The organism is Herpetosiphon gulosus, assembly GCF_039545135.1.
GTDB classification, from domain to species: Bacteria; Chloroflexota; Chloroflexia; order Chloroflexales; family Herpetosiphonaceae; genus Herpetosiphon; species Herpetosiphon gulosus.
In genome coordinates this window covers 277,908-300,821 of the sequence record NZ_BAABRU010000003.1, presented here as the reverse complement: position 1 = coordinate 300,821, position 22,914 = coordinate 277,908, and the positions used below count along the sequence as shown (strand labels likewise).

General features: G+C 48.7%; 25 protein-coding genes. 11 read left to right on the top strand and 14 right to left on the bottom strand.

All coding sequences use genetic code 11. The annotated features are described in order from the left end of the window. Positions 1 to 33 precede the first annotated feature (33 nt). The 5 genes from ABEB26_RS05310 to ABEB26_RS05290 all read right to left on the bottom strand — a co-directional run bounded on the left by ABEB26_RS05310 (position 34) and on the right by ABEB26_RS05290 (position 2,785). Positions 34 to 840: an SDR family NAD(P)-dependent oxidoreductase gene (locus ABEB26_RS05310; protein WP_345720931.1), complete on the bottom strand. Its 807-nt coding sequence runs from the start codon at positions 838 to 840 to the stop codon at positions 34 to 36. Positions 841 to 917: 77 nt separating this feature from the next. Beyond that, a complete protein-coding gene (locus ABEB26_RS05305; protein ID WP_345720930.1) occupies positions 918 to 1,520 on the bottom strand; it encodes a hypothetical protein in 603 nt (200 codons plus the stop codon). Between the two features lie 75 nt (positions 1,521 to 1,595). Beyond that, a complete protein-coding gene (locus tag ABEB26_RS05300) occupies positions 1,596 to 2,231 on the bottom strand; it encodes a LysE family translocator (protein WP_345720929.1) in 636 nt (211 codons plus the stop codon). A 67-nt stretch (positions 2,232 to 2,298) separates the two neighbouring features. Further along, complete coding sequence (gatC, locus tag ABEB26_RS05295; RefSeq protein ID WP_345720928.1) at positions 2,299 to 2,589, bottom strand: Asp-tRNA(Asn)/Glu-tRNA(Gln) amidotransferase subunit GatC; 291 nt, start codon at positions 2,587 to 2,589, stop codon at positions 2,299 to 2,301. Positions 2,590 to 2,605: 16 nt separating this feature from the next. Further along, positions 2,606 to 2,785, bottom strand: coding sequence for a hypothetical protein (locus tag ABEB26_RS05290; RefSeq protein ID WP_345720927.1), 180 nt, complete (start codon positions 2,783 to 2,785; stop codon positions 2,606 to 2,608). A gap of 96 nt (positions 2,786 to 2,881) precedes the next feature. On the opposite strand from ABEB26_RS05290, the gene ABEB26_RS05285 reads away from it, so the two are divergent. Then, positions 2,882 to 3,676 (top strand): hypothetical protein, encoded by a 795-nt coding sequence (locus ABEB26_RS05285; RefSeq protein ID WP_345720926.1) that lies wholly within the window; start codon positions 2,882 to 2,884, stop codon positions 3,674 to 3,676. A gap of 82 nt (positions 3,677 to 3,758) precedes the next feature. Here the strand turns inward: ABEB26_RS05285 and ABEB26_RS05280 are convergent, their stop codons facing one another. From ABEB26_RS05280 to ABEB26_RS05270, 3 genes are all read right to left on the bottom strand, one after another. After that, positions 3,759 to 4,436, bottom strand: coding sequence for a class I SAM-dependent methyltransferase (locus ABEB26_RS05280; RefSeq protein WP_345720925.1), 678 nt, complete (start codon positions 4,434 to 4,436; stop codon positions 3,759 to 3,761). 48 nt (positions 4,437 to 4,484) lie between these two features. Further along, complete coding sequence (locus ABEB26_RS05275; protein WP_345720924.1) at positions 4,485 to 4,781, bottom strand: hypothetical protein; 297 nt, start codon at positions 4,779 to 4,781, stop codon at positions 4,485 to 4,487. 64 nt (positions 4,782 to 4,845) lie between these two features. After that, positions 4,846 to 5,721: an alpha/beta fold hydrolase gene (locus ABEB26_RS05270; RefSeq protein ID WP_345720923.1), complete on the bottom strand. Its 876-nt coding sequence runs from the start codon at positions 5,719 to 5,721 to the stop codon at positions 4,846 to 4,848. A gap of 128 nt (positions 5,722 to 5,849) precedes the next feature. On the opposite strand from ABEB26_RS05270, the gene ABEB26_RS05265 reads away from it, so the two are divergent. Next, positions 5,850 to 6,467: a TetR/AcrR family transcriptional regulator gene (locus ABEB26_RS05265; RefSeq protein ID WP_345720922.1), complete on the top strand. Its 618-nt coding sequence runs from the start codon at positions 5,850 to 5,852 to the stop codon at positions 6,465 to 6,467. A 54-nt stretch (positions 6,468 to 6,521) separates the two neighbouring features. On the opposite strand, the gene ABEB26_RS05260 is transcribed toward ABEB26_RS05265, so the two are convergent. Genes ABEB26_RS05260 through ABEB26_RS05240 form a run of 5 tightly spaced genes read right to left on the bottom strand, consistent with a single transcriptional unit; the run spans position 6,522 to position 10,407 of the window. Beyond that, the gene (locus ABEB26_RS05260; protein ID WP_345720921.1) at positions 6,522 to 6,884 is read right to left on the bottom strand and encodes a hypothetical protein; all 363 of its coding nucleotides are present in this window, start codon (positions 6,882 to 6,884) and stop codon (positions 6,522 to 6,524) included. Between the two features lie 21 nt (positions 6,885 to 6,905). Beyond that, a complete protein-coding gene (locus ABEB26_RS05255) occupies positions 6,906 to 7,595 on the bottom strand; it encodes a rhomboid family intramembrane serine protease (RefSeq protein ID WP_345720920.1) in 690 nt (229 codons plus the stop codon). A 9-nt stretch (positions 7,596 to 7,604) separates the two neighbouring features. Next, positions 7,605 to 7,856: a YtxH domain-containing protein gene (locus ABEB26_RS05250; RefSeq protein ID WP_012190092.1), complete on the bottom strand. Its 252-nt coding sequence runs from the start codon at positions 7,854 to 7,856 to the stop codon at positions 7,605 to 7,607. 39 nt (positions 7,857 to 7,895) lie between these two features. Continuing rightward, complete coding sequence (locus tag ABEB26_RS05245; protein ID WP_345720916.1) at positions 7,896 to 9,422, bottom strand: ABC transporter permease; 1,527 nt, start codon at positions 9,420 to 9,422, stop codon at positions 7,896 to 7,898. Beyond that, positions 9,415 to 10,407 carry an ABC transporter ATP-binding protein gene (locus ABEB26_RS05240; protein ID WP_345720915.1) on the bottom strand — a complete coding sequence of 331 codons (993 nt, stop codon included), beginning with the start codon at positions 10,405 to 10,407 and terminating at the stop codon, positions 9,415 to 9,417. Before ABEB26_RS05240 ends, ABEB26_RS05245 begins: the two co-directional genes overlap by 8 nt. 382 nt (positions 10,408 to 10,789) lie before the next feature. Between ABEB26_RS05240 and ABEB26_RS05235 the strand changes: the two genes are divergently transcribed. From ABEB26_RS05235 to ABEB26_RS05225, 3 genes are all read left to right on the top strand, one after another. After that, entirely contained in the window at positions 10,790 to 12,415 is a 1,626-nt protein-coding gene (locus ABEB26_RS05235; RefSeq protein ID WP_345720914.1) for a helicase HerA domain-containing protein, read from the top strand. A gap of 319 nt (positions 12,416 to 12,734) precedes the next feature. Continuing rightward, complete coding sequence (rpoD, locus tag ABEB26_RS05230; protein WP_345720913.1) at positions 12,735 to 13,895, top strand: RNA polymerase sigma factor RpoD; 1,161 nt, start codon at positions 12,735 to 12,737, stop codon at positions 13,893 to 13,895. Positions 13,896 to 14,038: 143 nt separating this feature from the next. Further along, entirely contained in the window at positions 14,039 to 14,638 is a 600-nt protein-coding gene (locus ABEB26_RS05225; RefSeq protein ID WP_345720912.1) for a 50S ribosomal protein L25, read from the top strand. Between the two features lie 85 nt (positions 14,639 to 14,723). Here the strand turns inward: ABEB26_RS05225 and ABEB26_RS05220 are convergent, their stop codons facing one another. Then, complete coding sequence (locus tag ABEB26_RS05220) at positions 14,724 to 15,062, bottom strand: hypothetical protein (protein WP_345720911.1); 339 nt, start codon at positions 15,060 to 15,062, stop codon at positions 14,724 to 14,726. Between the two features lie 143 nt (positions 15,063 to 15,205). On the opposite strand from ABEB26_RS05220, the gene ABEB26_RS05215 reads away from it, so the two are divergent. From ABEB26_RS05215 to ABEB26_RS05190, 6 genes are all read left to right on the top strand, one after another. Further along, positions 15,206 to 17,563: a TIM-barrel domain-containing protein gene (locus tag ABEB26_RS05215; RefSeq protein ID WP_345720910.1), complete on the top strand. Its 2,358-nt coding sequence runs from the start codon at positions 15,206 to 15,208 to the stop codon at positions 17,561 to 17,563. 197 nt (positions 17,564 to 17,760) lie between these two features. Next, entirely contained in the window at positions 17,761 to 18,693 is a 933-nt protein-coding gene (locus ABEB26_RS05210; RefSeq protein ID WP_345720909.1) for a nucleoside hydrolase, read from the top strand. 131 nt (positions 18,694 to 18,824) lie between these two features. After that, entirely contained in the window at positions 18,825 to 19,925 is a 1,101-nt protein-coding gene (locus ABEB26_RS05205; RefSeq protein WP_345720907.1) for an ABC transporter ATP-binding protein, read from the top strand. Between the two features lie 62 nt (positions 19,926 to 19,987). Beyond that, positions 19,988 to 20,851: an ABC transporter permease gene (locus ABEB26_RS05200; protein ID WP_345720906.1), complete on the top strand. Its 864-nt coding sequence runs from the start codon at positions 19,988 to 19,990 to the stop codon at positions 20,849 to 20,851. Then, entirely contained in the window at positions 20,829 to 21,710 is an 882-nt protein-coding gene (locus tag ABEB26_RS05195; protein WP_345720905.1) for an ABC transporter permease, read from the top strand. Before ABEB26_RS05200 ends, ABEB26_RS05195 begins: the two co-directional genes overlap by 23 nt. A gap of 34 nt (positions 21,711 to 21,744) precedes the next feature. Then, positions 21,745 to 22,866, top strand: coding sequence for a polyamine ABC transporter substrate-binding protein (locus ABEB26_RS05190; RefSeq protein ID WP_345720904.1), 1,122 nt, complete (start codon positions 21,745 to 21,747; stop codon positions 22,864 to 22,866). Positions 22,867 to 22,914 lie beyond the last annotated feature (48 nt).

The following is a 22,914-nucleotide window of genomic DNA, read 5'->3' as shown; positions in this document are numbered from 1 at the left end:
CCGTTCAGTACGCCAACTGAGCGGCCTGCCCACTTAATCATTAATACGGCGTAAAGTATAACGACTGCTATGATTGATTTCCACCAGTTGCGAACTTAATTGCTCATAGTCATCGTGGACTGTAATCAACCGTCCAGTGAGTGGATTATCCTCAGCAAGCAGCCAGCGCACTAATTTAGCGGCCTCCTGCCCAGAAACCCCTTTGGTTTGGGCCATTTTGACCATCCCATCAGCAAAGCGTTGGGCCTCGGGCGTGCTCTCAAGCTCGGTGCTCAGTTTGGTTGCAACAAGGCCTGGCCCAATACAATTAACCCGAATCTTTTGGCGCTTCAATTCCATCGCCAGCGTTTCGCTCAAGCGCACAATTGCGGCCTTGATTGCCCCATACGCTGCCAGTCGTGGCGATGCTTCAACTGCGCCATAGCCAGCAATATTAATAATGGAGCCGCCACCGCGCTCGATCATTGCTGGAATAACCGCATGACAGAGATTGAGTGTCCCCCACCAGATCGTATCGCACATTGCCCGCAGTTGAGCCAGATCGAGATCGTGAAATTGGCCAAATGGCCCAAGCACTCCCGCAAGATTGATCACGGCACTTGGTGTTCCTACCTCATCCATGACGGTGGTAAGTACCCGTTGAACTGCTTCGGAGTCGCGGACATCAGCACTAAAACCAATACTGCGATGGCCTTGGTTCTGCAAGACTTGGACTGTTTGATTGAGTTTGGTTGGCTCGCGGGCTATCAAAACCGTCTGCCAGCCATGTTCTGCGAGCCCTTGCGTGATAGCTTGACCAATTCCACCGCTTGCCCCAGTGATCAAAGCGATCTTTTGCATCAGTAAATCCTTTATTAAACATCGAGAACCTGACGATTGCTCATCAGGTTCTACGTGACAGGAATGATGCGAGGATGTTATTGACGAACGCTTGGGTTATTGATCTCGTTAGGATCAAGTTTGACCGTACGCTGGCCGGTCATTGGGTCGAAATTGGCCTGTGGGCTTGGCGCAGGATTATAGTTTGGCGCTTGGGCATAGGGTGCTTGGCTGGTTGGTGGCGTGTTGTTGACCGCTGGCTCAAAACCGGTGTTGATCACGCTTGGTGTGCTTGGTTTGCGGCGCACCTTGCTGCGAATGCTATTCCACCAAGCGCGATAAGTTGCGCTGGTATCAGTTTTGCCAAAGGCCAATGGTGCTGCTAGAGCTAAACAGATCACTGCTGGAATGTAGAACAGAATACGTAAGAACGTTTCGCCGAAGAGCGTCTGCCCAGCACCAAAGAGCACGAGCGAAATCCCAATCAACACATTTAGCGAATTAAGCCCCAAGTTACGAGTTCGTAACAAGCTCATCAATTCGGTGCGATTGCCGAAGAGTAATAAACTGCCAGTAATCAGTGGTACCAGCGCCCCCACAACATTGGCGGCAATATTGGCAATCATAATCAGTAATACGATCGCAACTACAACAACGACTACCGTTCCAACGGTCATCATGGTATTGCGTTGATTTTTCATCAGAACCTCCTAGAACGGGTAAACCCCCGTTTGGTTTGCTGTGGATGATACGGCAGCCAGCTCTGAATTGTTGCGTTAACGTTTGGATAGTGCCAAGCGGATGCCAAAGCCAAATAGAATTAGCCCCGTACTGCCTTCGATCCAAGCCCGTACCCGTGGCTTGAGCATCCAACTGCGCATTTTATCCAAACTTAGGGTAATCAGGCCTAGCCAAACGATGCCAAGCACAAAATGAATTGAAGTTAACAGCAATGAGCGTAATAGCACTGGATCATTCGAGCGAATGAATTGGGGTAGGAAGGCCAAATAAAACAGGGCAACTTTGGGGTTCAAGACGTTGGTAATCAAGCCTTCGCGGTAGGCATGCCATGGGTTGAGGCTTGGCTCAGTAGTGCTTGACAATTCGCTGGTTGGTTGATTGGGTTTGAAGGCGCTACGCAGCGATTGTAAGCCAAGATAACATAAGTAGAGTGCTCCCGCCCATTTGACCACACTAAATGCCAGCGCTGAGCGAGTCAAAATCAACGATAAGCCGAGGCTTGAGAGCAGTGCATGGATGAACAGGCCTGAGCTAACGCCGAGCGTCGCCAGAATCCCAGCTTTGCGGCCACGTGCTAAAACATTGCGCATAACCAACAGCGTATCAGCCCCAGGCGTGATGGTTAATAAGGCGACGGCGAGCGTGTAACCAATTAACTGAGCATCAAACATACGCTGCTCCTAAAGTAAAGCCCCTCTCCTGTTTGCTCACAAGAGAGGGGTTGAGTTGAGGTAACGATTATTCCTCAAACACGGCTTTCACACGGAAATAATCGCCTTGACGATCGGGCGCGTTGGCCAGTGCTGCATCAACTGGCAAACTCGATGTGACTGCATCAACCCGCGAGACATTGGTCAAATCGGTCACTTGCGCGGTAATGGGCACATCGGTCACATCAATTGCTTGCAACATCTCAATATGATCAAGAATCGAGGAAAGCTGCAAACGCATGCGTTCCATCTCATCCTCATCCAATTTTAAACGAGCTAAGTGAGCCACTTGGCGCACTTGTTCAGGAGTTAACGACATAGCATCCTCACAATTACTACTGGCGCGAACGGTAGCCCATAATTGCCCCGCCGATGACCGAGAGCAATAGCACGACGATCAGCACTGGTTGATCGATCTTGAGCACCCAACCAACCATACTTGCCATCATGCCACTGAAAATTCCACTACCGATTGCATAACCCAGCCGATTTGGCTGCGATTTAGGTTTTGCCATTGCTGCCTCGATTGTACCAGATTTCGCTCTGGGAACTTTTACGATTCACGTGGCGTTAGTCTAGCATAAACAACATCAGTTGAAAGGAACCTTCCAGTGCTTCGACGAATTATGGCAATTGTTGCCCTTTTAGTTTTGGCTGCCTGTGGTAACCAAACCACCGCAACCAACGTTCCCACAGTCCAAACGATTGTAACTGCTACTCCGGCGGTTGCCAGCGGCTTTGCTTATGATCCGAGTGCAGCGGTAACCATCGTAGAATTGCGCAATGAGGGTGGCTTTGTCACTCCGTTGTACAACAAATTATTGTCTGTGCCACAGTTTCGCTTGTATGGTAATGGCGAATTAATCTATCAATATTATGATGCAGATAGTAAATTGCTGTGGCAACAAACCACATTAAACGAAACCCAAATTCAGCAATTGCTCAACGATCTGCTTGGCGCTGATCAAGCTTTCTGTCTTGACACGCCACTAGGCGATCCCGAGCCGATGATCTCTGATGCCAATGTAACCACTTTAACGGTGAATTTGAGCGAGCGTTCGTGCAGTGCCCAAGCTTATGCTGCATTTTCTGAACAACGCTCAGGCTTGAATGCTGATGGCCAACGCCGTTTTGCTCAATTCCGCAAAGGTTTGAATACAGTTGAAGGCTTGATGCAAGTCCAAACCAAGCCCTATCAAGCCCAAGGTGCAACGATTTACTTGGAACCAGCAGGCGCTGAAGAAATTGCGACTGCCCAAGATTGGACATTCAAGGCTGAGTTGCGCGAAGGCAATGTGGTAACCGATAGCGAAGCTGCGGCGCTCGTCGCCTTTGCTGGCGCTCCAACCTTGGTAAAATCGGGCGAGCAAACCTTCCGTGTGGTAGCTGTACCAATTTTGCCATAATTGCAGCTAAAAACGTGAGGCTCTTGGTTCAAGATTTCTATATCAGAACCGAGAGCCTTTTGAGGTTTAGCGATTTGGTAATTTATTTAATATCGATTGGCTCGCCGGTAGCGCGATCAAGCCGAGGACGTAGAAAATTGTAGACCGCGCCACGCCGATTGGCGCTCAGCTTGCTCCAGGTCAGGCTAATAATTTCATGTAATTGCTCAGGGTTCAGTTTGTTGATCATGCCGCTGCGGACGAGCCAGCGCTGTACGCCGCCCCGTGGTTCTAGCCCAATATCAACCGTGGCAGTGCCAGCAATGGCGCAACCATCTTCAGCAACGCGCAATAATTCATCAATTAATGTTTCAGCATGCGGCACGACCTGCAAGCCATTTAATGTCACAATTTGGATGAATTGATCAGCATGAAAAGGTAAGGCAGTCATATCAGCACAAATTAAATGCACATTGATAATGCCTTTGTTAGCTAGTTCAGCTTGGGCCGCTTGGAGCATTGGCATTGCCAAATCGATGCCAACCACCTGTAAATTGGGGCGTTGGGCATATAAATCGATGGTCAACCGACCTGTGCCGATTGGCGCTTCGATGGCCCAACCTTCATGTTGCAAGGCTTTGGCGACCAATGCAGTTTGTTCTGAGCCAGTCATGCCCAGCCAGCGAAAAATCCCATGATGCACCAGCAGATCATAGGCACGCGGAAATCGATAGGGCAATTGCTGAATCAAGGGGCGCAGGCTAGCCAAAAAGCGCTTCACAAGGATTATCTCCAATAAAAGACCTGCTGTATTATAGCCAAATCTCAATTATTTGCGACTGAAAAAATTGCCAAACCAGCCGCGCAAGGTCAAAAGCCAATTGCGAATGCCCAAGCCTAGCCCAAGCGCCGCCGCCCCAAATGCCACTAACCCTAACCAACGAATTTGCCAAATCGCACCGCCAAGCAATGCTAAGACAGTGATGATGACGCAAGTATCAATTAACCAACGCTGTTGGGGCGCAGTTTGATAACTGCTACGGCTGCTGATTCGTTGCCATAGCCAACCCATTATTGTAATCAGGGCAATCCATTCCCATACCGATAAACGCATAAGCCAACGCATAAACGCTCCTGATGCTTGCTCAATCTAGCGTATTATAGCCAATGGCCTGCGAATTGGATGCATGCTAGCTAGTTTTTTCAAGCCAATTAACGACCTCTTTGTTGACATAATTCTCTTGTTCGGCATACGGTAAATGACCAACATGAGGAATCGCCACCAAATCAGCGTGGGGAATATTGAGTTTAAGCCATTGGGACTGTTTAAATGGCACAATTGGATCGTGCTGGCCATGCACAATTAATGTTGGAACCGTGGTTGGTTTGGCCATAATCAACGGACGAATATCGGCCTGTTTAAGCACGGTGGTGATGCCTGCAATGCCAGCAATCGGGGTTTGTTGCATTTGCTCGTAGCCATCGCGAATTGTTTTCACCACTTTGGGATTACTATAAAAGCCTTGGCGATCTTTGATGAAGGCCACCAGTGATTTGGAAAAAGCCCAATGGCTACAGCGGCCTAAGCCCAGCGAGCTATGAATAATCGCTTTGAGCAAGCTGGGCTGGCCGACAAACCGTTGCCATAAACTCACAATCCCAGTTAATTCCGACCAAACAACTGGCGAAAGCACGATCAGGCGTTTGACTAACTCTGGCGCTCGGTGGGCAATTCCCAAGGCGATTAAGCCGCCAGTGGAGTGGCCGATGATCGTCGCAGGTTTGCCGTTATTGAGCTTTTTGAGGCTGGCGATTCCAGTTTCAATCAGATGTTCTTGGGTCCAGCGGCTCCATTGCTGGTTGGGTTGGTTGGGCACGGCTCCATGGCCAGGTAAACCGACCAATTGCACCTCTCCATGGGGCCAAAGTGCATCCCACAACCAAAACCGATTAACGGCAGTGATGCCATGCCATGCGATAAATTGTTCAGCGCCAGTGCTGCGTTGCAAAACCCGAATCGCCTCTAGGCCAACCGTACCCTGAACGCTGATCGTGTATTCATCCATGGTATGCTCCCTTTATCGCCATGAATTGTTTGCGTCTGTAAACGCAACTCTCTTGCATTACGCTTTACTATAGAGTACTTTTTGGCTTAATGCAAGTCTCTTGCATTAGCTGTGGAAGGATCGAACCCATGAAATCTGCGCCATCTGAGGGGTCTGATGAGCCGACTGTTTATCAATCGTTGTTGCATCGCCAACGTCCAGGCGGGCGCAGTGCCAAGGTGCATGCGGCGGTGTTGCAAGCCACAGGCGAATTATTGTTCGAGCAAGGCTATGCGCAATTGCGCATCGCTGATGTAGCTCAACGCGCAGGCGTGCATGAAACCTCAATTTATCGACGCTGGAAAACCAAGGCCATGTTAGTGGCAGATACCGTGCTGGCTTTGTTCGATCAGCATGTGCCAAATCCTGATACTGGCTCGTTTCGCGAGGATGTGTTGAGCTTTTTACCCAGTTTGGTGCGCTATTTACAATCGCCAGAGGGCGAAGCGCTGGGTCGGGCTTGTGTTGATGTTTCTAATCTGGTCGAAGCGGCTGAGGCGCGTCAAGCGGTGTGGGGCATTTGGGTCGATCAATTTGCAGTGTTGGTTGAGCGAGCGATCGTTCGCGGCGAATTGCCAGCAACAATCAATGCCCAAATTTTTCTAGAGATGTTGATTGGGCCATTTTTTCTACGCTTGCTGGTAACGGGCGAACCATTGCACGAAGCGATGGCGGTGCAAGTGATTGATCTGCTCTTACAGCATTAAACAAACAACGCAATCGATGTTAACCGATTGCGTTGCTTTTTAACTTAATTAAATTTATTGGCCTTGTTGACGTTCGTTTTGCTCACGAGCTTTTTCAACTGCGGTGTTGGTTGGATCTTCGTCGCGATCACGACCAACTAAGCCACCGACAAAATCTTTGGTATATTCAACGATACCACGATCGTGAGGGGTATTAGCTTCGCCTTCTTCACGCCGTTCGTGAGCGCGATCATTGCCAAAAACGTTGCTGACAAAATCTTTGGTATATTCAGTAATGCCACGATCGCGTGGTTTATGCGATTCTTCGGTCGTTGGTTGCTCCTTTGGCGTTTCATCGCGATCAAACAAATTTTGAATAAAATCTTTGGCTTTTTCGCCAAAACCACGTTCATCATGATTGTTTTCTTGATTGCTCATTATCAATTCCTCCAATATTAATTAGGCTTTACGGCGCTGGGCTAATTGCGGAGCTGGTTGAATGCGGCTTAGCACAAAGCCAATCACAACTCCAGCGATGAATCCACCAGCGTGAGCAGCATAGGCAACACCGCCGCTGGTTTGGCTGGTTGTGGTGATTGTGGCAAAGGTTGCAACAAATTGCTGCACTGCCCACAAACCAATCATCATCCAAGCTGGAACCGTTTGAACGAAACGCCCGAGCAAGACTTTGACTGAATTGCTACGAAACATCACGATATAGGCTCCGAGTACGCCCGAAATCGCCCCTGATGCACCGACGCTGGGAATTCCAGCGCTTGCTGAATTGAGATTAAGCAGAATGTGTGCCGCCGTGGCAATTAATCCAGTAATCAGATAAAAAGCTAAGTATTTGGCATGGCCAAAGGCATCTTCAACATTATCGCCAAAAACAAACAGAAACAGCATATTACCAATTAAGTGTGCCCAACCACCGTGCAAAAACATCGAAGTCAATAAGGTGATCAAGCCATCGCCAGCAGCGATTCGTTCGGGCACTGCGCCCCAGGTCATAATAAAATCTTGCAAGGCTTGGCTTTCGCTGCCCAACGAAAATTCATACAGGAATACCAGCACGTTGAGCGCAATCAGGCCATAGGTTACATAGCCGCGCCGCTGTAATTTGGAGTTATCGTCGCCTAGTGGAAACATAGCCCCTCCCTACAACACGCTATATTTTTCAGCACCATTTTGCCAATATTCTTGCTTATCGAGCGATGCTGCACCATCTTCTGTATGATCGTTGCTGCTGGGTGTGGTTGGCAGTGTTTGATCAAACAAACCTAAGATGCGTTTTTTCAAGAGTTGACGGCTTTCTGCGCCAGTTTGTGGCGCAGTTAGGGCGGCGGTTGCTAGCCCCAAAAGGAAATATTTGGCAGCCATCCAGATCGTTTTGAAGAAATGTCTAAACATTGCGGTTCCTCCAACTTATGTGCTTGATAAACCGTGTCGCTATTTGCGTTGAAATTGACGACCGAATATCAACCAACTAAGCAAAAAGGATACCAAGGCTATTCCACCAAGCCAGATATAGGTGCTAGCTGCTGGCGCACGGTTGAGCAACATAATTTGTTGATAATTGGCGATGCCATGGGTTACGGGCAATCCTCGGGCAATATTCTGCACAAACGGCAAAAACGATTTTAACGAGATGAAGAAGCCGCTGAAGAACACCGACATGAGCAATACCAACATCGAGAATTGGACTGCTTGGCTATCAGTGCTAACTACCGACGAGATCAAAAAGCCAATCCCCAGCGAGGCGATCGTCAGCATAAATGTCAATAAGGCAAAATTGAGCAATTGGCCAGTGTAGAAGGGCACGCCTAACCCAAACACCATTAACGAGACCAACACACTGACAATCACTGCCGCCAAAATCGTGTAGCTGGCATATTTGCCAATCAAGGTTTGGAAGGCTGAGAGCGGCGAAACCCGAAACATCTCAAGCGAGCCTTGTTGCAACTCACGTACCAGCGACAAGCCTGCTAAGGTCACCATCATATGTTGCAGCAAGAGTGCCAAAACTGCTGGGGTATAAAAACGCACATAGGCCGTCGCTGGATCTTTGGTAATATCGCCAAGGCTTTCGATTGGCGCAAGATTGTTGGCAACCGAGCGCAACGGCGAAACTACCACCGCTGGATCGATCGCCTGTACTCGATCAGCCTGTTGATCAAGCTCGCCGAGCCGCGTATCAAGTTCAGCTAATTTTTGATCTTGTTGCTCCAAGGTTCCGCCTGCGGCCAAATCGCGATCAAGACTATCAAGCGAGGCTTGGAATGAGCTAAGGCTTTGGGTTGAGCTGCTGGTTTCGCTGGCTCCATTTTGGGTCATTGATAAGGCAATTAATTGCAAGGCTCCCGATTCGCGTAATGTTTTGATAGTTTGGCGAGCTTCGTCGCGTTTGTTGCTATTGAGTTGTTCGCGCAATTGGCTAATTTGCTGGCGAGCGTCGCTAACATAATCGCGCAATGTGCCAATTTGCTGCTGGCTCTGACCTACCACGCTAAACAACATGCCTTTGTTCAATTCGTTAATTTGGGTGTACGAGAGATATTCGATCCACGAGCGTAGCAATGGGTCAACTTCGCTATAGATAAAACGAATATCAACCGCCTTGCCCGTGGAGTAGACCGTGGTCATCTCCAACGGGAAAATTTCGACCAAATCTAGCTCGTCGTTGTTGAGCGCGGCGACCGCTGGCTCCTCACTTTCATAAATATGCCGCTCCGCATCAATTACAAAGGTATTGCTGATGCGCTTGAGCAATTCAGTTACTTGCGGATCGTCGCGATGGCCTGGTGGCACGACGATGCCTGTACGTAATTTAGGTTGTTCGCCTTGATAACCGACCCCAAACAAGGAGAGAATCAGAAATGGCCCGATGATCAAGCCAACCAAAAGCAAGGGTTGTCGTCGTACTGCATTTAATTCTTTGGCACAGAACGCAAAGATGCGCACTAAATCTTTAACCATTGCTCTGCTCCTTGGGTTCTGGTTGCTCAAGCCGCTCCATCAACGTGATGAAAATATCGTCGAATGGTGGGTTATATTCGCCAACTTGGCGGGTGTCGATGGTTGGATCGGTGGCGAGAGCGGCGAGTAATTCAGGCAATGCCGTGCTGGCATCATCAACATAGACCATCATGCTGCCCAGCGGTGCATTGTGTGGGCGTTCAATCCCCAAAACCAACTGATGGCGGCTCAAAATTCGCACAGCACTGCGCAGATCGTCAGCATCAACCCGAATTGTTAGCACATCGCTACCTAAGGCGCGGCGGCGCAAGCCATCGGGCGTATCGACCAGCAATAATTGACCATCGCGCATCACTGCCACCCGATCACAATAGGCAACTTCGTTGACATATTGAGTGGTGACGACCAGTGATTTGCCCATGGCCTTGAGTTCTTGAAATTGATCCCAGAAGCGGCCACGCAGCACTGGGTCAATGCCAGCGGTTGGCTCATCAACAAATAATAATTCTGGCTCGTGCACCAAGGCGGCGGCTAATTGTAAACGCCGTTGCATGCCACCAGAAATATTGCCAGCCAAGGTGCGGCGAGCCTGATCAAGCTCAACAAAGTTCAATAATTCATCAATTCGTTTGCGGCGTTTAGTCAGCGAAACGCCATACATCGAGGCGGCAAAGCGCATATTTTCAACCACATTCAGATTGGGGTACAGCACGAAGAGTTGCGGCATATAGCCCAATTGCTCACGATCGCGGGCCTTGAAGGTGGCTGGATTTTTGCCCAATACGCTGACCGAGCCAGATGTTGGGATATACACGCCCGTCATCAAGCGGACTGTGGTGGTTTTGCCACAACCTGACGGCCCGACGATCCCAAAAATCTCGCCAGGCTGAATATTCCATGAAACATCGCGCACCACGTCGCGATCGCCAAAACGCTTTGTCACCTGTTGAAGTTGAATCAACGATTGACCGGCATGTGCTTGCATAAGCTGATTGCTCCTTGCACCAAGCGGCGATACTGCTCTTAACTTGTTGATCGGCTTTGGCTCTATTGTATCCTAGCGATCAACTGTATTTTGAAAAAGGCTCCACGCTTCTAGCAAGATGTGAACCATGTTGAGTGAGGGATCAGGGTCTAGTAATTAGGGATCAGGATTGCTGATTGGGCTAGCTAATTCAAATCTGCTCCCTTCTGATCCCTAGCCCCTGACTCCTGACCCCTCTGATCCCTAGTCCCTGACTCCTGACCCCTAACCCTTCGTGCTGTTCGTGTCCTTCGTGGATCAAAACCTGACCAGCAAACCTGCGTTGTTGCAGTCGCGCAGATGTGCTAAAATGAGTTACCGAGTTTGTACGGAGTTTTTGAGTATGGCACATGCAACACGGATTGGGCTAGTAACCAGTGGCTCGTTATTGGAAGGCTTAACTGCCCGTTTAGATGAACGCTACGAGATTGAGCGTTTGCGCGTTGGTCAATTTATGGTGGTACAAGGCCGCCATAATCGCTTTTTTTCAATGTTGACTGATGTGCAATTGGCTGCAACTAGCCTTTCGATTTTGGCTGATCCGCCGGATGATGAGCACCCGTTGTTGCGTGAGATTTTGGCTGGACGTAATACCTATGGCACATTTAAATTAACTCCCCAATTGATGTTGCCCGAAGATTCACTCGAAACGCCCCGTCCAGTCAAGACTATTCCGGCCCATTTTGCGCCAATTTATGAGGCCAGCGAAGATGATTTTGGCTTGGTTTTTGGGGCTGAGGGCGATGGTAAGTTTCAAATGGGCACGCCGCTTGATATGGATGTGCCTGTTTGTATTGATTTGGCGCGTTTTGTTGAGCGCTCGAATGGCGTGTTTGGCAAGTCAGGTACAGGTAAATCATTCTTAACGCGTTTATTATTATGTGGCGTGATTAAACATAATGCTGCTAGCAATTTGATTTTTGATATGCACTCCGAATATGGCTGGAGCGGCACAACCGAGGATAAGATTCAAGAAGTTAAAGGCTTATCGCAGCTTTTTCCTGGTCAAGTTTATATTTACAGCCTCGATCCTGAATCGTCGCGGCGGCGCGGGGTAAAATACGATGGTGAGATTACGATCGGCCTGAATGAAATTCGAGTTGATGATATTTTGTTATTGCAAGACGCACTTAATCTTAATCCCACTGCGGCAGAATCGGCCTTTATTTGTGCCCAACGTTTTGGCGATGATTGGATTCAAAAGCTGCGTGAATTAGATACCGAACAATTGAAAGAATTTGTTGAATCAACTGGCGCGAATATGTCGTCGATGTCGGCACTTTCGCGCAAATTAGCCCAGCTTGAGCAGCTCAAATTTGTCACCCGCAAATCTAGCCAATCATCAATTCGCCAAATTATTGATGCCTTGTTAGCGGGCAAAAATGTGGTGGTGGAGTTTGGTCAATACCGTAGTGAATTGGCCTATATGCTGGTTTCAAATATTCTGACGCGCCTGATTTATGATGAGTGGGTGCGGCGTACCGAAACCTTCCTTGCCACAAAAAAATCCAGCGATAAACCACCACAACTGATGATTACAATCGAAGAAGCGCATAATTTTCTTACGCCCAGCCTTGCTAAGCAGACGATTTTCGGCAAAATTGCCCGTGAATTGCGCAAATATTCGGTGACGTTGCTGGTAGTTGATCAACGGCCATCATCGATTGATAACGAAGTAATGAGCCAGCTTGGCTCGCGGATTACCGCCTTGCTCAACGATGATCGTGATATTGATGCGGTATTTATGGGCGTTGGTGGCTCGAAAGGCTTGAAAACCGTGTTGGCCTCGCTTGATTCGCGCCAGCAAGCCATGATGTTGGGTCATGCTGTGCCGATGCCAGTGGTGATGCGCACCCGCGCCTATGATAAAGCTTTTTATGAAGCGATGATGCAGGGGAATCGACGTGGGCCAAGCTCACGACCGCGCACCCCCGAACTGATCGATCAAGAAGCTGACGAATTATTTTAAGCATGCAATAATCCATTTTTCCTAAACCTAATCAGTCAAAAGATGGAGATTGCTAGTTAAAAAGTACTTCGAGAGGGTTGACGATCAACTAGGAACAATGCTATAGTGAAACGAGTGGCTAAATGCTGTTGTTCCCTAGGAGCGACGGCATCACAGCACGCACAGTACCGCGATGAGATTGCCACAATTTGCCTTAGCATTCAGGCATGTATAGATAAACTGTCGCCGCGCCTCGTGCCGATGCTTGGGGGGCGGCGTTCGATCATTAGTTTAGATAAAAACATCTTGCCTGCGACTCAACCTCGGAGGAGCCATTTCAATGATTGACAAGCTACTGGAGCTTGCGGCAAAAAATCAAAACCGCATCAAACGCGAAGACATTCTCAGCGTGTTGCCAGAGCCAGAAACGAATATCGAAGCCCTCGAAAGCCTCTACGAACAAATCGAAGAAGCGGGGATCGAGGTTGTTGATGCAGATGAAGCGCCCAACGTTGCCGACCTTGATCTCGATTTAGATCTTGATAGCGATCACGACCTTGACGGAGCCTTGCCTGATCTTTCGGATATTGCGCTTGATGACCCAGTGCGCATGTACTTGCAAGAAATTGGTCAAGTACCCTTGCTGACTGCGGCGGAAGAAGTCGATCTCGCCAAGAAGATGGAAGTGGCTCACGCCGCCAACGATACTTTGCTGCAAGATGACGGCATGCTGGAACATGGCGATCGAATTTCGTTAAAACGCCATATTGATACTGGTCGAGCAGCCCGCCAACATTTAATTCAGGCCAACTTGCGTTTGGTGGTTTCGATTGCCAAAAAATATACCTCGTATGGCTTGACCATGATGGATTTGGTACAAGAGGGCAATATTGGCTTGATGCGGGCCGTTGAGAAATTCGATTACACCAAAGGCCATAAGTTCTCAACCTACGCGACTTGGTGGATTCGCCAAGCAATTACGCGGGCAATCGCCGATCAAAGCCGCACCATCCGCTTGCCTGTGCATATGGGCGAGGCGATTAGCCAAGTCAAGCGAACATCGCATAAGTTGCAACAAACCATGCAGCGCGAACCAACGCCCGAAGAAATTGCCGAAGCCATGGGCATTACCGCCTCGAAAGTGCGCCGCACCTTGGAAGCCTCGATGCACCCACTTTCGCTAGAAATGCCAGTTGGCCAAGAAGGCGAAGGTCGCATGGGCGATTTCATCGAGGATGATCGGGTTTCAACCCCAGTTGATGCTGCCGCCATGACCATGTTGCGCGAACAAATTGAAGAAGTTTTGCAAAAATTGCCTGAGCGCGAACGCAAAATAATTCAATTGCGCTATGGCCTCAAAGATGGCCGCTACCGCACCCTCGAAGAAGTTGGACTCGAATTTGGCATTACCCGCGAACGGATTCGCCAAATCGAAGCGGTGGCCTTGCGTAAACTACGTCACCCTCACCTTGGCAAGAAATTACGTGGCTATCTTGATTAACGAATGGCGCTAAAACGACCGACCCAGCGCCCATTTAACGTGGCGTTGGGTTGATTTTTTGCGTAACAACCTGTTTTATGGTACACTATCGCAGTTTTGCAGCGATCTAAGATTATTTTAACTCTACATGGAGTAGCATAGCAATGGCGAACGAAACTCTACGGTTGGCACTCCAGCCGCGTGAAATTACCGGCAAAAAGGTTCAAAGCTTGCGCGACCAAGGTATTTTGCCAATCGGTATTTGTGGCCGTGGGATCGAACCCTACTCAGCCCAAGTTGACGAACGTGAATTTAACAAAGTGATCAACCAAGCTGGTTATAGCGGCTTGATCGAGTTGAGCATCCCTGGCCAAAAACGCCAAGTTGCCTTCTTGTTGGAAGTCCAACGTAACTCAGTCAGCAATCGGATTATCCATGCCGATTTGCGGGTTGTTGATGCTAATGCACCAGTCGAATTGGATATTCATGTTGCTTTGCAAGGTGAAAACGATATGGTGAGCCGTGGCAATGCTGTGTTGAATTTGGTTCAATCAGTGATTCGGGTGCGGGCTTTGCCAGGCGATGTGCCACATCAAATTGATATTGATGCAAGCAGCTTGACCGAAATTGGCCAACAAATCTTGGTTAAAGATTTGAGCTTGCCAGCTACCGTGGAAATTCTCGATGATGTTGAAACCTTGATTTTGACCTTGGGTTACCCACAAGCTGAAGAAGCTCCAGCTGCTGAAACTGCTGCTGAATAATTAAATGCCCCTGTGGATTAATCCATAGGGGTTTTTTAAATCCAAAAAAAGGATGTGGTGTATGCCACATCCTTTTTTAATCTATTTAGCTTTTCTTTTTGGGGCGACCACGGCGAGCACCAGTTTTACGGGCTGGTTGGCTTTGTGGGTCGATCACCAAAAATTCAATCCGGTTTTTATCTTTGATTGGGCGGAAGCGTAATACAAGGTTGCTACGACTAGCGGCTTCGCGCACAAGTGCCCGCAATTTGCGTTTGTCTTCTTCATCGCCTAATACCACTTGACCACCAAAACCAGCTTTAGCGTTTTGGAAATAATTGGTATACTCGGCAATAATGCGTTCGCGGGTTTCGCGCTGAACGGCACGCTTTGGTTTTGCCCGTTCTTGCATTTCTTCTGGTGACCAGAGTGTAAATTCTGCCATGGTTTTAGCCTCCGAAAATGATACTATGCTTGTGACGACACGCCATTCTCAATATTCTTGCTCTGTATAGCCTTATCGTATATAGATTTCTGCTTTGTGTCAAGTTTTTTTGTTTCAATTTGGCCAATTTTGGAGGAATTGTGATGGAACATTCATCAATGTTTACACTTGATCAACGTGATGCACGTAGTTGTCTGTTTAAACGGGCAAATCAGCAAATTCGCATCAGCATCTGTAGCGAACAGCTAATTCGGGTTTGTATTAGCAATGATGCGCCATTAGCACGGCGTTCATGGGCGGTTAATCGCGCTGATGATGCGTGGGAAGCATTTGCATGGTCGGTTTCCGGAAATTCAGATTCAACCAGCATTGAGACGACAAAGCTCAAGGTAAATGTTGCACATGCTGATGGTCGAATTACATTTACCAATCTAGATCAGCAGCCATTTTTTAGTGATGTTACAGCGGCAAACTACAATGCCGATGGATGGGTTGTTAGTAAGCAAATTTATAATTCTGAGCATTTTTATGGTTTTGGTGAACGCACTGGCTGGCTTGAAAAAACAGGTCAGCATTTTTTAAATTGGACACTTGATCCTGAACCGCACCATAGCCCACGCGTTGATAATATGTATGCGACAATGCCAGTTTTTATGGGCTTGCAGCCTAATCTATGTTATGGCGTGTTTTTCAATACATCATTTCGCTCAAGTATTGATGTTGGGGCGACTGATGCTGCTTTGTTGAGCTTAAAAACGCAAGGCCCAGATCTCGATTATTATGTGGTTTTAGGCACAACACCCGCCGAAATTACGGCTACTTGGCGCGAATTATTAGGGGCAATGCCCTTACCTGCCTATTGGGCGCTTGGTTATCATCAAAGTCGCTGGGGTTACGATTCAAGCATTACAATGCAGGCAATTGCTGATGAATTACGCGCCCGCAATATCCCGTGCGATGCAATTCATTTTGATATTGATTATATGGATGGCTATCGGGTTTTTACCTGGCATCCTGAACATTTTGCACAGCCAGTTCAATTGTTGCAAAATTTGGCTCGCGATGGCTTCAATATCGTAACAATTATCGATCCTGGGGTCAAAACTGACCCAAATTATGCAGTATTTGCCGAAGGAATTGCCAACGATTATTTTATCAAACGAGCCGATGGGACGTTATTCAGTGGCTATGTTTGGCCTGATGATAGCGCATTTGCCGATTTTACCCGTGCTGATGTGCGCGAATGGTGGGGAAATTTACATAAGATCTTGATCGATGCTGGAGTACGCGGCATTTGGGATGATATGAACGAACCAACCGTGTTTGATCGACCTTTTAGCGAAGGTGGTGGCAATGGTGGCACGATCGACCTGAATGCACCGCAAGGATCTGCCGATGAGCCTACAACTCACGCCGAAGTGCATAATTTGTATGGTTTGTTGATGGCGCGTGCCACCTATGAAGGCTTACGGCAATTGCGCCCCAATGAGCGGCCATTTGTATTAACTCGCTCAGGCTTTGCTGGCCTGTCGCGTTGGGCAACCTTGTGGACTGGCGATAATTCGGCGTTGTGGGAACATTTAGAAATGATGTTGCCGCAAATTGCTAACTTGGGGCTTTCGGGAATACCGTTTGTTGGCGTGGATATTGGTGGATTTTTTGGCAATGCTTCGCCAGAATTATGGGCGCGTTGGGTTCAAGTTGGGGCATTTTTGCCGTTCTGTCGTGGCCACTCTTGTTCGGGTACTCGTCCGGCTGAGCCGTGGGCCTTTGGCGAACGTACTGAAGCAATCGCGCGGGCCTACCTCAGTTTGCGCTATCGTTTATTGCCCTATTTGTATACCTTGTTTTATCAGGCTTCAACCACAGGTGCGCCAATTATTCGGCCATTGGTGTATGAATTTGCGACTGATCCGACCACTCACAGCTTACATGATCAGGTGTTGTGTGGCTCGCAATTAATGCTTGCGCCGATTGTCCGGCCTGGGGCTGAATATCGCTCGGTTTATTTGCCAGCTGGCGAGTGGTACGATTGGTGGACTGGCGAGCGGATCAAGGGTTCGCAGCATATTTTGGTGCATGCGCCGCTTGAACGTTTGCCGCTCTATGTACGGGGCGGGGCGATTTTGACCCTCGGCCCAGTCCTCAACTATACCAGCGAAGCTTCGCTTGATCCTCTGACGCTCGATGTCTATCCCAGCGGCACAAGCGAATGGACGCTCTACGAGGACGATGGCATTTCATTTGATTATGAAAAAGGCCAAGCAGCGACCACAACGTTTGGCTGTGTTGAAACTGAGCAAGCAATTAGGTTGACGATTGCCGCCCGCCAAGGTGCTTGGCAACCTGCCCCGCGCACAATCGTGGTCAATCTGCATTCGTTGCCGCCCAAAGCAGTCTTGTTTGATACGAATGCAATCGAATGGGTCTACGCCGACGGCGCGACGACCGTGAGTTTTGCTGACGATGGCTTGGCGCACACGCTTGAGGTGCAATTGTAAGGCATAAAACTAAAGCACATCGATCATCGAGCGATTAGTTGATCCTGTGCTTCCTTACCCTTAGCCAATTTACCCGCTCTGTGGGAGAAGGGTTGAGGGTAAGGTCGCTGCGAGTTTATTAATATCATAGACTATTACAGTTAATTGGTAAAAAATAATCGCTACGATAATTATTGGCCTAATTAGGAGGCATAGCTGTGGGATTACGATTAATTGTTGATAGCGATTTAGCAATTGATGATTGGTTGGCCTTAGGCTATGTGGCACGTCATCCAGCGATTGATTTATTGGCGATCACGGTTGCGGCGACAGGCGAGGCTCATGCTAATCCTGCCATCAAGCGTGCTCATGGCTTGTTATGCTTGGCTGAGCATGCGGCTGTGCCGATTGGGGCAGGTCGCAAGCGGCCACTACGTGGCAATAACCGCTTTCCTTGGTATTTGCGTTGGGCCATGGATGTGGGCTTATTGCTGCCCGTGCCTAAAGTGCAACAATCCCAAACGCTATCCGCACTTGATCTGCTGCTACAACAATTATTAGGTAGCGAGCAGCCAATTACCTTGCTTTGCATCGGCCCTTTGACCAATATTGGTGAGTTGTTGCAACTCCACCCCACAATTGCCGCGCGGATCAAGCGTTTGGTGATTATGGGTGGAGCGGTGCATGTGGCTGGCAATATCAATAGCATTATTCGCACAAATAATTTGACAGCTGAATGGAATATCTACATCGACCCTTATGCCACACAGCTTGTATTGGAATCGGGCCTGCCAATCACCTTGGTTCCGTTGGATGTGACCAATAGCGTGCCCGTTGGAAGCAGCTTTTTTGAATTGCTCGAACCAACTCCCAAGACTGCGATTGCTGCGCATATTAAACGAGTGCTTCAACGGATTCAGAAGATCAATCGTGGTCTCTATTTTTGGGACCCACTAGCGGCGTTTGTGGCAGTCCATCCTGAGTTAGTCCAATATCAACCAATGCGCTTGAAGGTGGTCGAAACGGCGGGTGCTGAACAAGGACGTTTGGTCGAAGCTGCTGATGGAGCCTTGGTTGATGTGTGTATTGGCGTTGATCGTGCCTATTTTGAGCAACATTTTTGGCAGATTGTTAATCGTGTTGCCGAGTAAACCGTCGATTTGGGTCAAGCTACCCTACATCTAGAATAGTATAAAAACAGTGTATAATTCAGCATCCAAATGGTATGCATTATGCATGATTCAGGCGGGTTGGTTCGCGCACTAAGGAGGCAGGCACTGCAATGAACACACCCACTTGGGCGGTGGAACTCGACCACGTAACCAAAGAATTTCGCGGCAGCGTAGCCGTTCGTGATATTTCGTTAAAGATCGCGGACGGTGAATTTTTTTCGCTGCTTGGCCCCTCTGGCTGTGGTAAAACCACACTACTTCGCATGATCGCTGGCTTTGAAAACCCCAGCAGTGGCGACATTTATATTGAAGGCGTGTTGATGGGTGAAACCCCCGCCAATCGCCGTGATGTCAATACTGTTTTTCAGAGTTATGCGCTATTTCCCCATATGTCGGTGGCAGAAAATGTAGCCTTTGGCTTGCACATGAAAAACATCAACAAGGCCGATATTGCCACGCGGGTGAAGCAAGCCTTGGATATGGTGCAACTTGGCACATTTGGTGATCGTCGCCCCAAACAACTTTCTGGTGGCCAGCAGCAACGGGTAGCTTTAGCCCGGGCCTTGATTAACGAACCAGAAGTTTTGTTGCTCGATGAACCACTGGCTGCGCTTGATCTGAAGCTGCGCAAAGAAATGCAATTGGAACTCAAAAGCATTCAGCAGCGCTTAGGCATTACCTTTATCTTTGTCACCCACGATCAAGAAGAAGCTCTGACCATGAGTGACCGAATTGCGGTGATGGAATTGGGCAAGGTGCTGCAAGTTGGTCAGCCCACCGAAATTTATGAACGCCCCAAAACACGCTTTGTCGCCGATTTTATTGGTGAATGCAATTTTATTGATGGTACGGTGCTGGCGGTTGAAAACGGTGCGGTAACCTTGGAGACTGATGGTGGTGTGCGGGTTGTGGGTACTGGCATGTTTCCGGTTGCCGCTGGTGATCATGCAGTGCTAGCCGTCCGGCCTGAGAAAGTCCGATTGGTGGAAGGTCAACAGCCCCAAGGTACAAATGTATTTGCTGCAATTGTTGAGCGCGTCGCCTATATTGGTTCTGATACGCGGATTATTGTGCGTTTGCCTGATGGTTCGCCGTTTGATGTCTGGGAAGCCAACACGGTTTCGACGCTTGATCCAAATCAATATTATACCGCTGGCGACCCTGTGTATGTGACATGGGCCACTCAAAATAGCCTCATTCTCGAACGTTAATTAATCGCACTCTGCTCAGGTTTGTTGGTTTGGGCAAGCCAAACAACATCCATGGGGGAACTATGTATAATGCGCGAACTGAGCAACGTCGTGCCTGGTTGCAAGCCTCGCCTGCCCTGATTTGGCTGGGCTTCTTCTTTTTGGCTCCCTTGGTGCTCATTTTAATTTATTCATTTCAAGGCCGTGCCGACGATGGCACAGTGCTCTGGAATTGGTCGCTGGCGAATTATCAAAAGCTGTTCGCTGATGGCGCGTTTTGGCGCACGCTCTGGCTTTCGACCTGGATTGCGCTGGTAGTAACCGCGATCACCTTGGTGGTCAGTTATCCCTTGGCCTTTTTTATGGCAACCCGCAGCCCCAAAATTCGCGGTGTGTTGGTGCTTGCAGTCATGATTCCCTTTTGGACTAACTTTCTGGTGCGGATTTACGCCTGGAAAGTGTTGCTTGGCAATAATGGCGTGCTCAATCGCTTTTTAGGTCAATTTGATCTAGGTCCGTTGCAAATTATCAATAGCCCAAGTGCGGTGATTATGGCGCTAATCTATGGCGAATTGCCGTATATGATTTTGCCCTTATATGCAGCGCTTGAACGCTTCGATTGGGTGCAACTTGAGGCAGCCCGTGATTTAGGCGCTGGGCGATTTCAAACATTTTGGCGTGTGCTCTTGCCCCAAACCTTGCCAGGCATTACGGCTGGCTCAATTTTGGTGTTTGTGCCGACCGTTGGTACGTTCGCCGTCTCAGATATTTTGGGCGGTACAAGTGTGAATATGGTTGGCAATACCCTGAGTTTACAATTTGGTTCAGCCTCGAATTGGGCTTATGGCTCAGCAATTTCGATGATTTTTATGCTGTTACTCTTGGGCGCAATCTTGCTCTATTTCAAAGCTACACGGGAGGTAGATGATGGCGAAAATCCTGGCTGATAAGCGCATCGAAACCCAGCACGGGCGTTCGCGCCCAGTGGCCAAACGGCACATGCCTTGGGGTACATGGGCGCTAACGCTGAATGCGATTTTCGTCTACACCTTCTTGTATGTGCCGATTATTGTGCTGGTGTTGTTTTCGTTCAATGCGGCCAAAGTTGGAGCACAATGGCAAGGCTTTACGCTGCAATGGTATAACGAATTGTTTGCTGATGCTCGGTTGGGTGATGCACTCTGGACAAGCCTTAAGATTGCTGGCTCATCGACCTTGATTGCGACCACCATTGGCACCTTGGCCGCCTTAGCGCTGGAAAAACGTGGTTGGTGGGGCCGCAAAACCTTTGATACAGCGCTCTATCTGCCAGTGATTATTCCCGATGTGGTGATGGCTGTCTCGCTTTTAGGGTTCTTTACCTTGGCCTTCCGTCAATTTCAAGCCTTGATCGGCTTGAACTTAGCCATGGGTTTGTGGACAGTAATTATCTCGCATGTGGCCTTCAATATTTCGTTTGTGACGGTGGTGGTTGGCACAAGTTTGGCCAATTTTGATCGGCGCTTGGAAGAAGCTGCCGCCGATTTGGGCGCAACGCCATGGCAAACCTTTTGGCGCATCAAGTTTCCTTTGATTGGGCCTGGGGTTTTGGGCGGGGCGTTGCTTTCGTTTACGCTCTCGCTTGATGATTTTGTGGTAACCTTTTTTACCCGTGGCCCAGGAGTTAACACCTTGACGACTGAAGTCTATGGGCGGATCAAAAAATCAATTTCGCCTGAGATTAATGCAATCTCAAGCTTGATGTTACTGGCCTCGACAACCTTGGTTGTGGCTTCGTTGTGGATGCAACGCCGTCGCCAAGCCTAATTATTGATATTTGTGTGTTTAAGGAGTTTGATTGATGAAACTACGTCGCTTTGGGCTGGTGCTCATGGTATTGAGTTTGTTGGTAGCCTGTGGCGAAGCTAGCTCAACTGCTGTTCCGACAACTGCGCCTGCTGGTACGGCCACTGGCTCGAATATTGGCTCGGTTGATCGCAGTAAGTTAAGCGAAACGCTGCGGATCTATGCTTGGGGCGAGTATGTTCCCGAAGATGTGCCACAACTATTTGAGAGCGAATTTGGGGTCAAAGTTACGGTTGATACCTATTCATCGAACGAAGAAATGGCTGCCAAAATTCGGGCTGGCAATTCGGGCTACGATTTGATTCAACCTTCAGATTATATGGTGGCATTATTGGCCGAGGGCAATTATTTGGCCAAAATTGATTTGGCGAATATTCCCAACATTGCCAATATCGACCCAGCCAATATGGGTTTGTATTACGACCCAAACAATGAATTTTCAGTGCCATACTTGTGGGGAACCACGGGGATTGCCTACGATAAAACCGCAGTTTCGCCTGCCCCAACTAGCTGGTCGATTTTGTTTGACCCAGCCCAATTGAGCGCCTACAAAGGTCGCGTGAGCATGCTCAACGACGAGCGCGAAGTGATTGGCGCAGCCATGCTGTTCTTGGGCAAAGATCGCAACTCCAGCGATGCGGCAGATCTCGAAGCTGCCAAAAAGGTGTTGATTGAACAAAAACCGTTATTAGCCAAATATAACAGCGATAATGTCTATCAAGATTTGGCTTCGGGCGAAGTGGTTTTGGCCCAATCGTGGAATAATTACACTGGTTTGGCCATGATCGATAATGAAAACATCGAGTGGGTGATTCCGCAAGAGGGCGGCGTGATTTGGCAAGATACTATGGCGATTGTGGCTGGCACGCCCAATCAATATACTGCCGAAGTGTTCATTGATTTTATGAATCGGCCAGAAATTGCCGCCAAAGTAGCTGATTTTACTGGTGCTTTAACTCCCAATGTCAAGGGCGAACCATTGATCGGCGATGATCTCAAGGCTGTGTATCCCAAGATCAAGCCCAGCGCTGAAGATCGCAAACGCCTTGACTGGCTGCGCAAAGGCCAAAATGCCACGGCATTTTCTGATGTTTGGTCGGCAGTTAAATCGCAGTAGTTGTTTTTAGGGGTCAGAGGTCAGGGCTCAGGTTAGAGATTCGGGTTA

Coding starts and splice junctions, on each gene's coding strand:
- ABEB26_RS05265 (WP_345720922.1), top strand. CDS start 5,850: ATGAAATCTGCGCCATCTGAGGGGTCTGATGAGCCGACTGTTTATCAA.
- ABEB26_RS05220 (WP_345720911.1), bottom strand. CDS start 15,062: ATGGCAGAATTTACACTCTGGTCACCAGAAGAAATGCAAGAACGGGCA.
- ABEB26_RS05200 (WP_345720906.1), top strand. CDS start 19,988: ATGTATAATGCGCGAACTGAGCAACGTCGTGCCTGGTTGCAAGCCTCG.
- ABEB26_RS05270 (WP_345720923.1), bottom strand. CDS start 5,721: ATGGATGAATACACGATCAGCGTTCAGGGTACGGTTGGCCTAGAGGCG.
- ABEB26_RS05290 (WP_345720927.1), bottom strand. CDS start 2,785: ATGGCAAAACCTAAATCGCAGCCAAATCGGCTGGGTTATGCAATCGGT.
- ABEB26_RS05235 (WP_345720914.1), top strand. CDS start 10,790: ATGGCACATGCAACACGGATTGGGCTAGTAACCAGTGGCTCGTTATTG.
- ABEB26_RS05260 (WP_345720921.1), bottom strand. CDS start 6,884: ATGAGCAATCAAGAAAACAATCATGATGAACGTGGTTTTGGCGAAAAA.
- ABEB26_RS05275 (WP_345720924.1), bottom strand. CDS start 4,781: ATGCGTTGGCTTATGCGTTTATCGGTATGGGAATGGATTGCCCTGATT.
- ABEB26_RS05310 (WP_345720931.1), bottom strand. CDS start 840: ATGCAAAAGATCGCTTTGATCACTGGGGCAAGCGGTGGAATTGGTCAA.
- ABEB26_RS05215 (WP_345720910.1), top strand. CDS start 15,206: ATGGAACATTCATCAATGTTTACACTTGATCAACGTGATGCACGTAGT.
- ABEB26_RS05205 (WP_345720907.1), top strand. CDS start 18,825: ATGAACACACCCACTTGGGCGGTGGAACTCGACCACGTAACCAAAGAA.
- ABEB26_RS05190 (WP_345720904.1), top strand. CDS start 21,745: ATGAAACTACGTCGCTTTGGGCTGGTGCTCATGGTATTGAGTTTGTTG.
- ABEB26_RS05245 (WP_345720916.1), bottom strand. CDS start 9,422: ATGGTTAAAGATTTAGTGCGCATCTTTGCGTTCTGTGCCAAAGAATTA.
- ABEB26_RS05300 (WP_345720929.1), bottom strand. CDS start 2,231: ATGTTTGATGCTCAGTTAATTGGTTACACGCTCGCCGTCGCCTTATTA.
- ABEB26_RS05250 (WP_012190092.1), bottom strand. CDS start 7,856: ATGTTTAGACATTTCTTCAAAACGATCTGGATGGCTGCCAAATATTTC.
- ABEB26_RS05240 (WP_345720915.1), bottom strand. CDS start 10,407: ATGCAAGCACATGCCGGTCAATCGTTGATTCAACTTCAACAGGTGACA.
- gatC (WP_345720928.1), bottom strand. CDS start 2,589: ATGTCGTTAACTCCTGAACAAGTGCGCCAAGTGGCTCACTTAGCTCGT.
- ABEB26_RS05255 (WP_345720920.1), bottom strand. CDS start 7,595: ATGTTTCCACTAGGCGACGATAACTCCAAATTACAGCGGCGCGGCTAT.
- ABEB26_RS05305 (WP_345720930.1), bottom strand. CDS start 1,520: ATGAAAAATCAACGCAATACCATGATGACCGTTGGAACGGTAGTCGTT.
- ABEB26_RS05225 (WP_345720912.1), top strand. CDS start 14,039: ATGGCGAACGAAACTCTACGGTTGGCACTCCAGCCGCGTGAAATTACC.
- ABEB26_RS05195 (WP_345720905.1), top strand. CDS start 20,829: ATGATGGCGAAAATCCTGGCTGATAAGCGCATCGAAACCCAGCACGGG.
- rpoD (WP_345720913.1), top strand. CDS start 12,735: ATGATTGACAAGCTACTGGAGCTTGCGGCAAAAAATCAAAACCGCATC.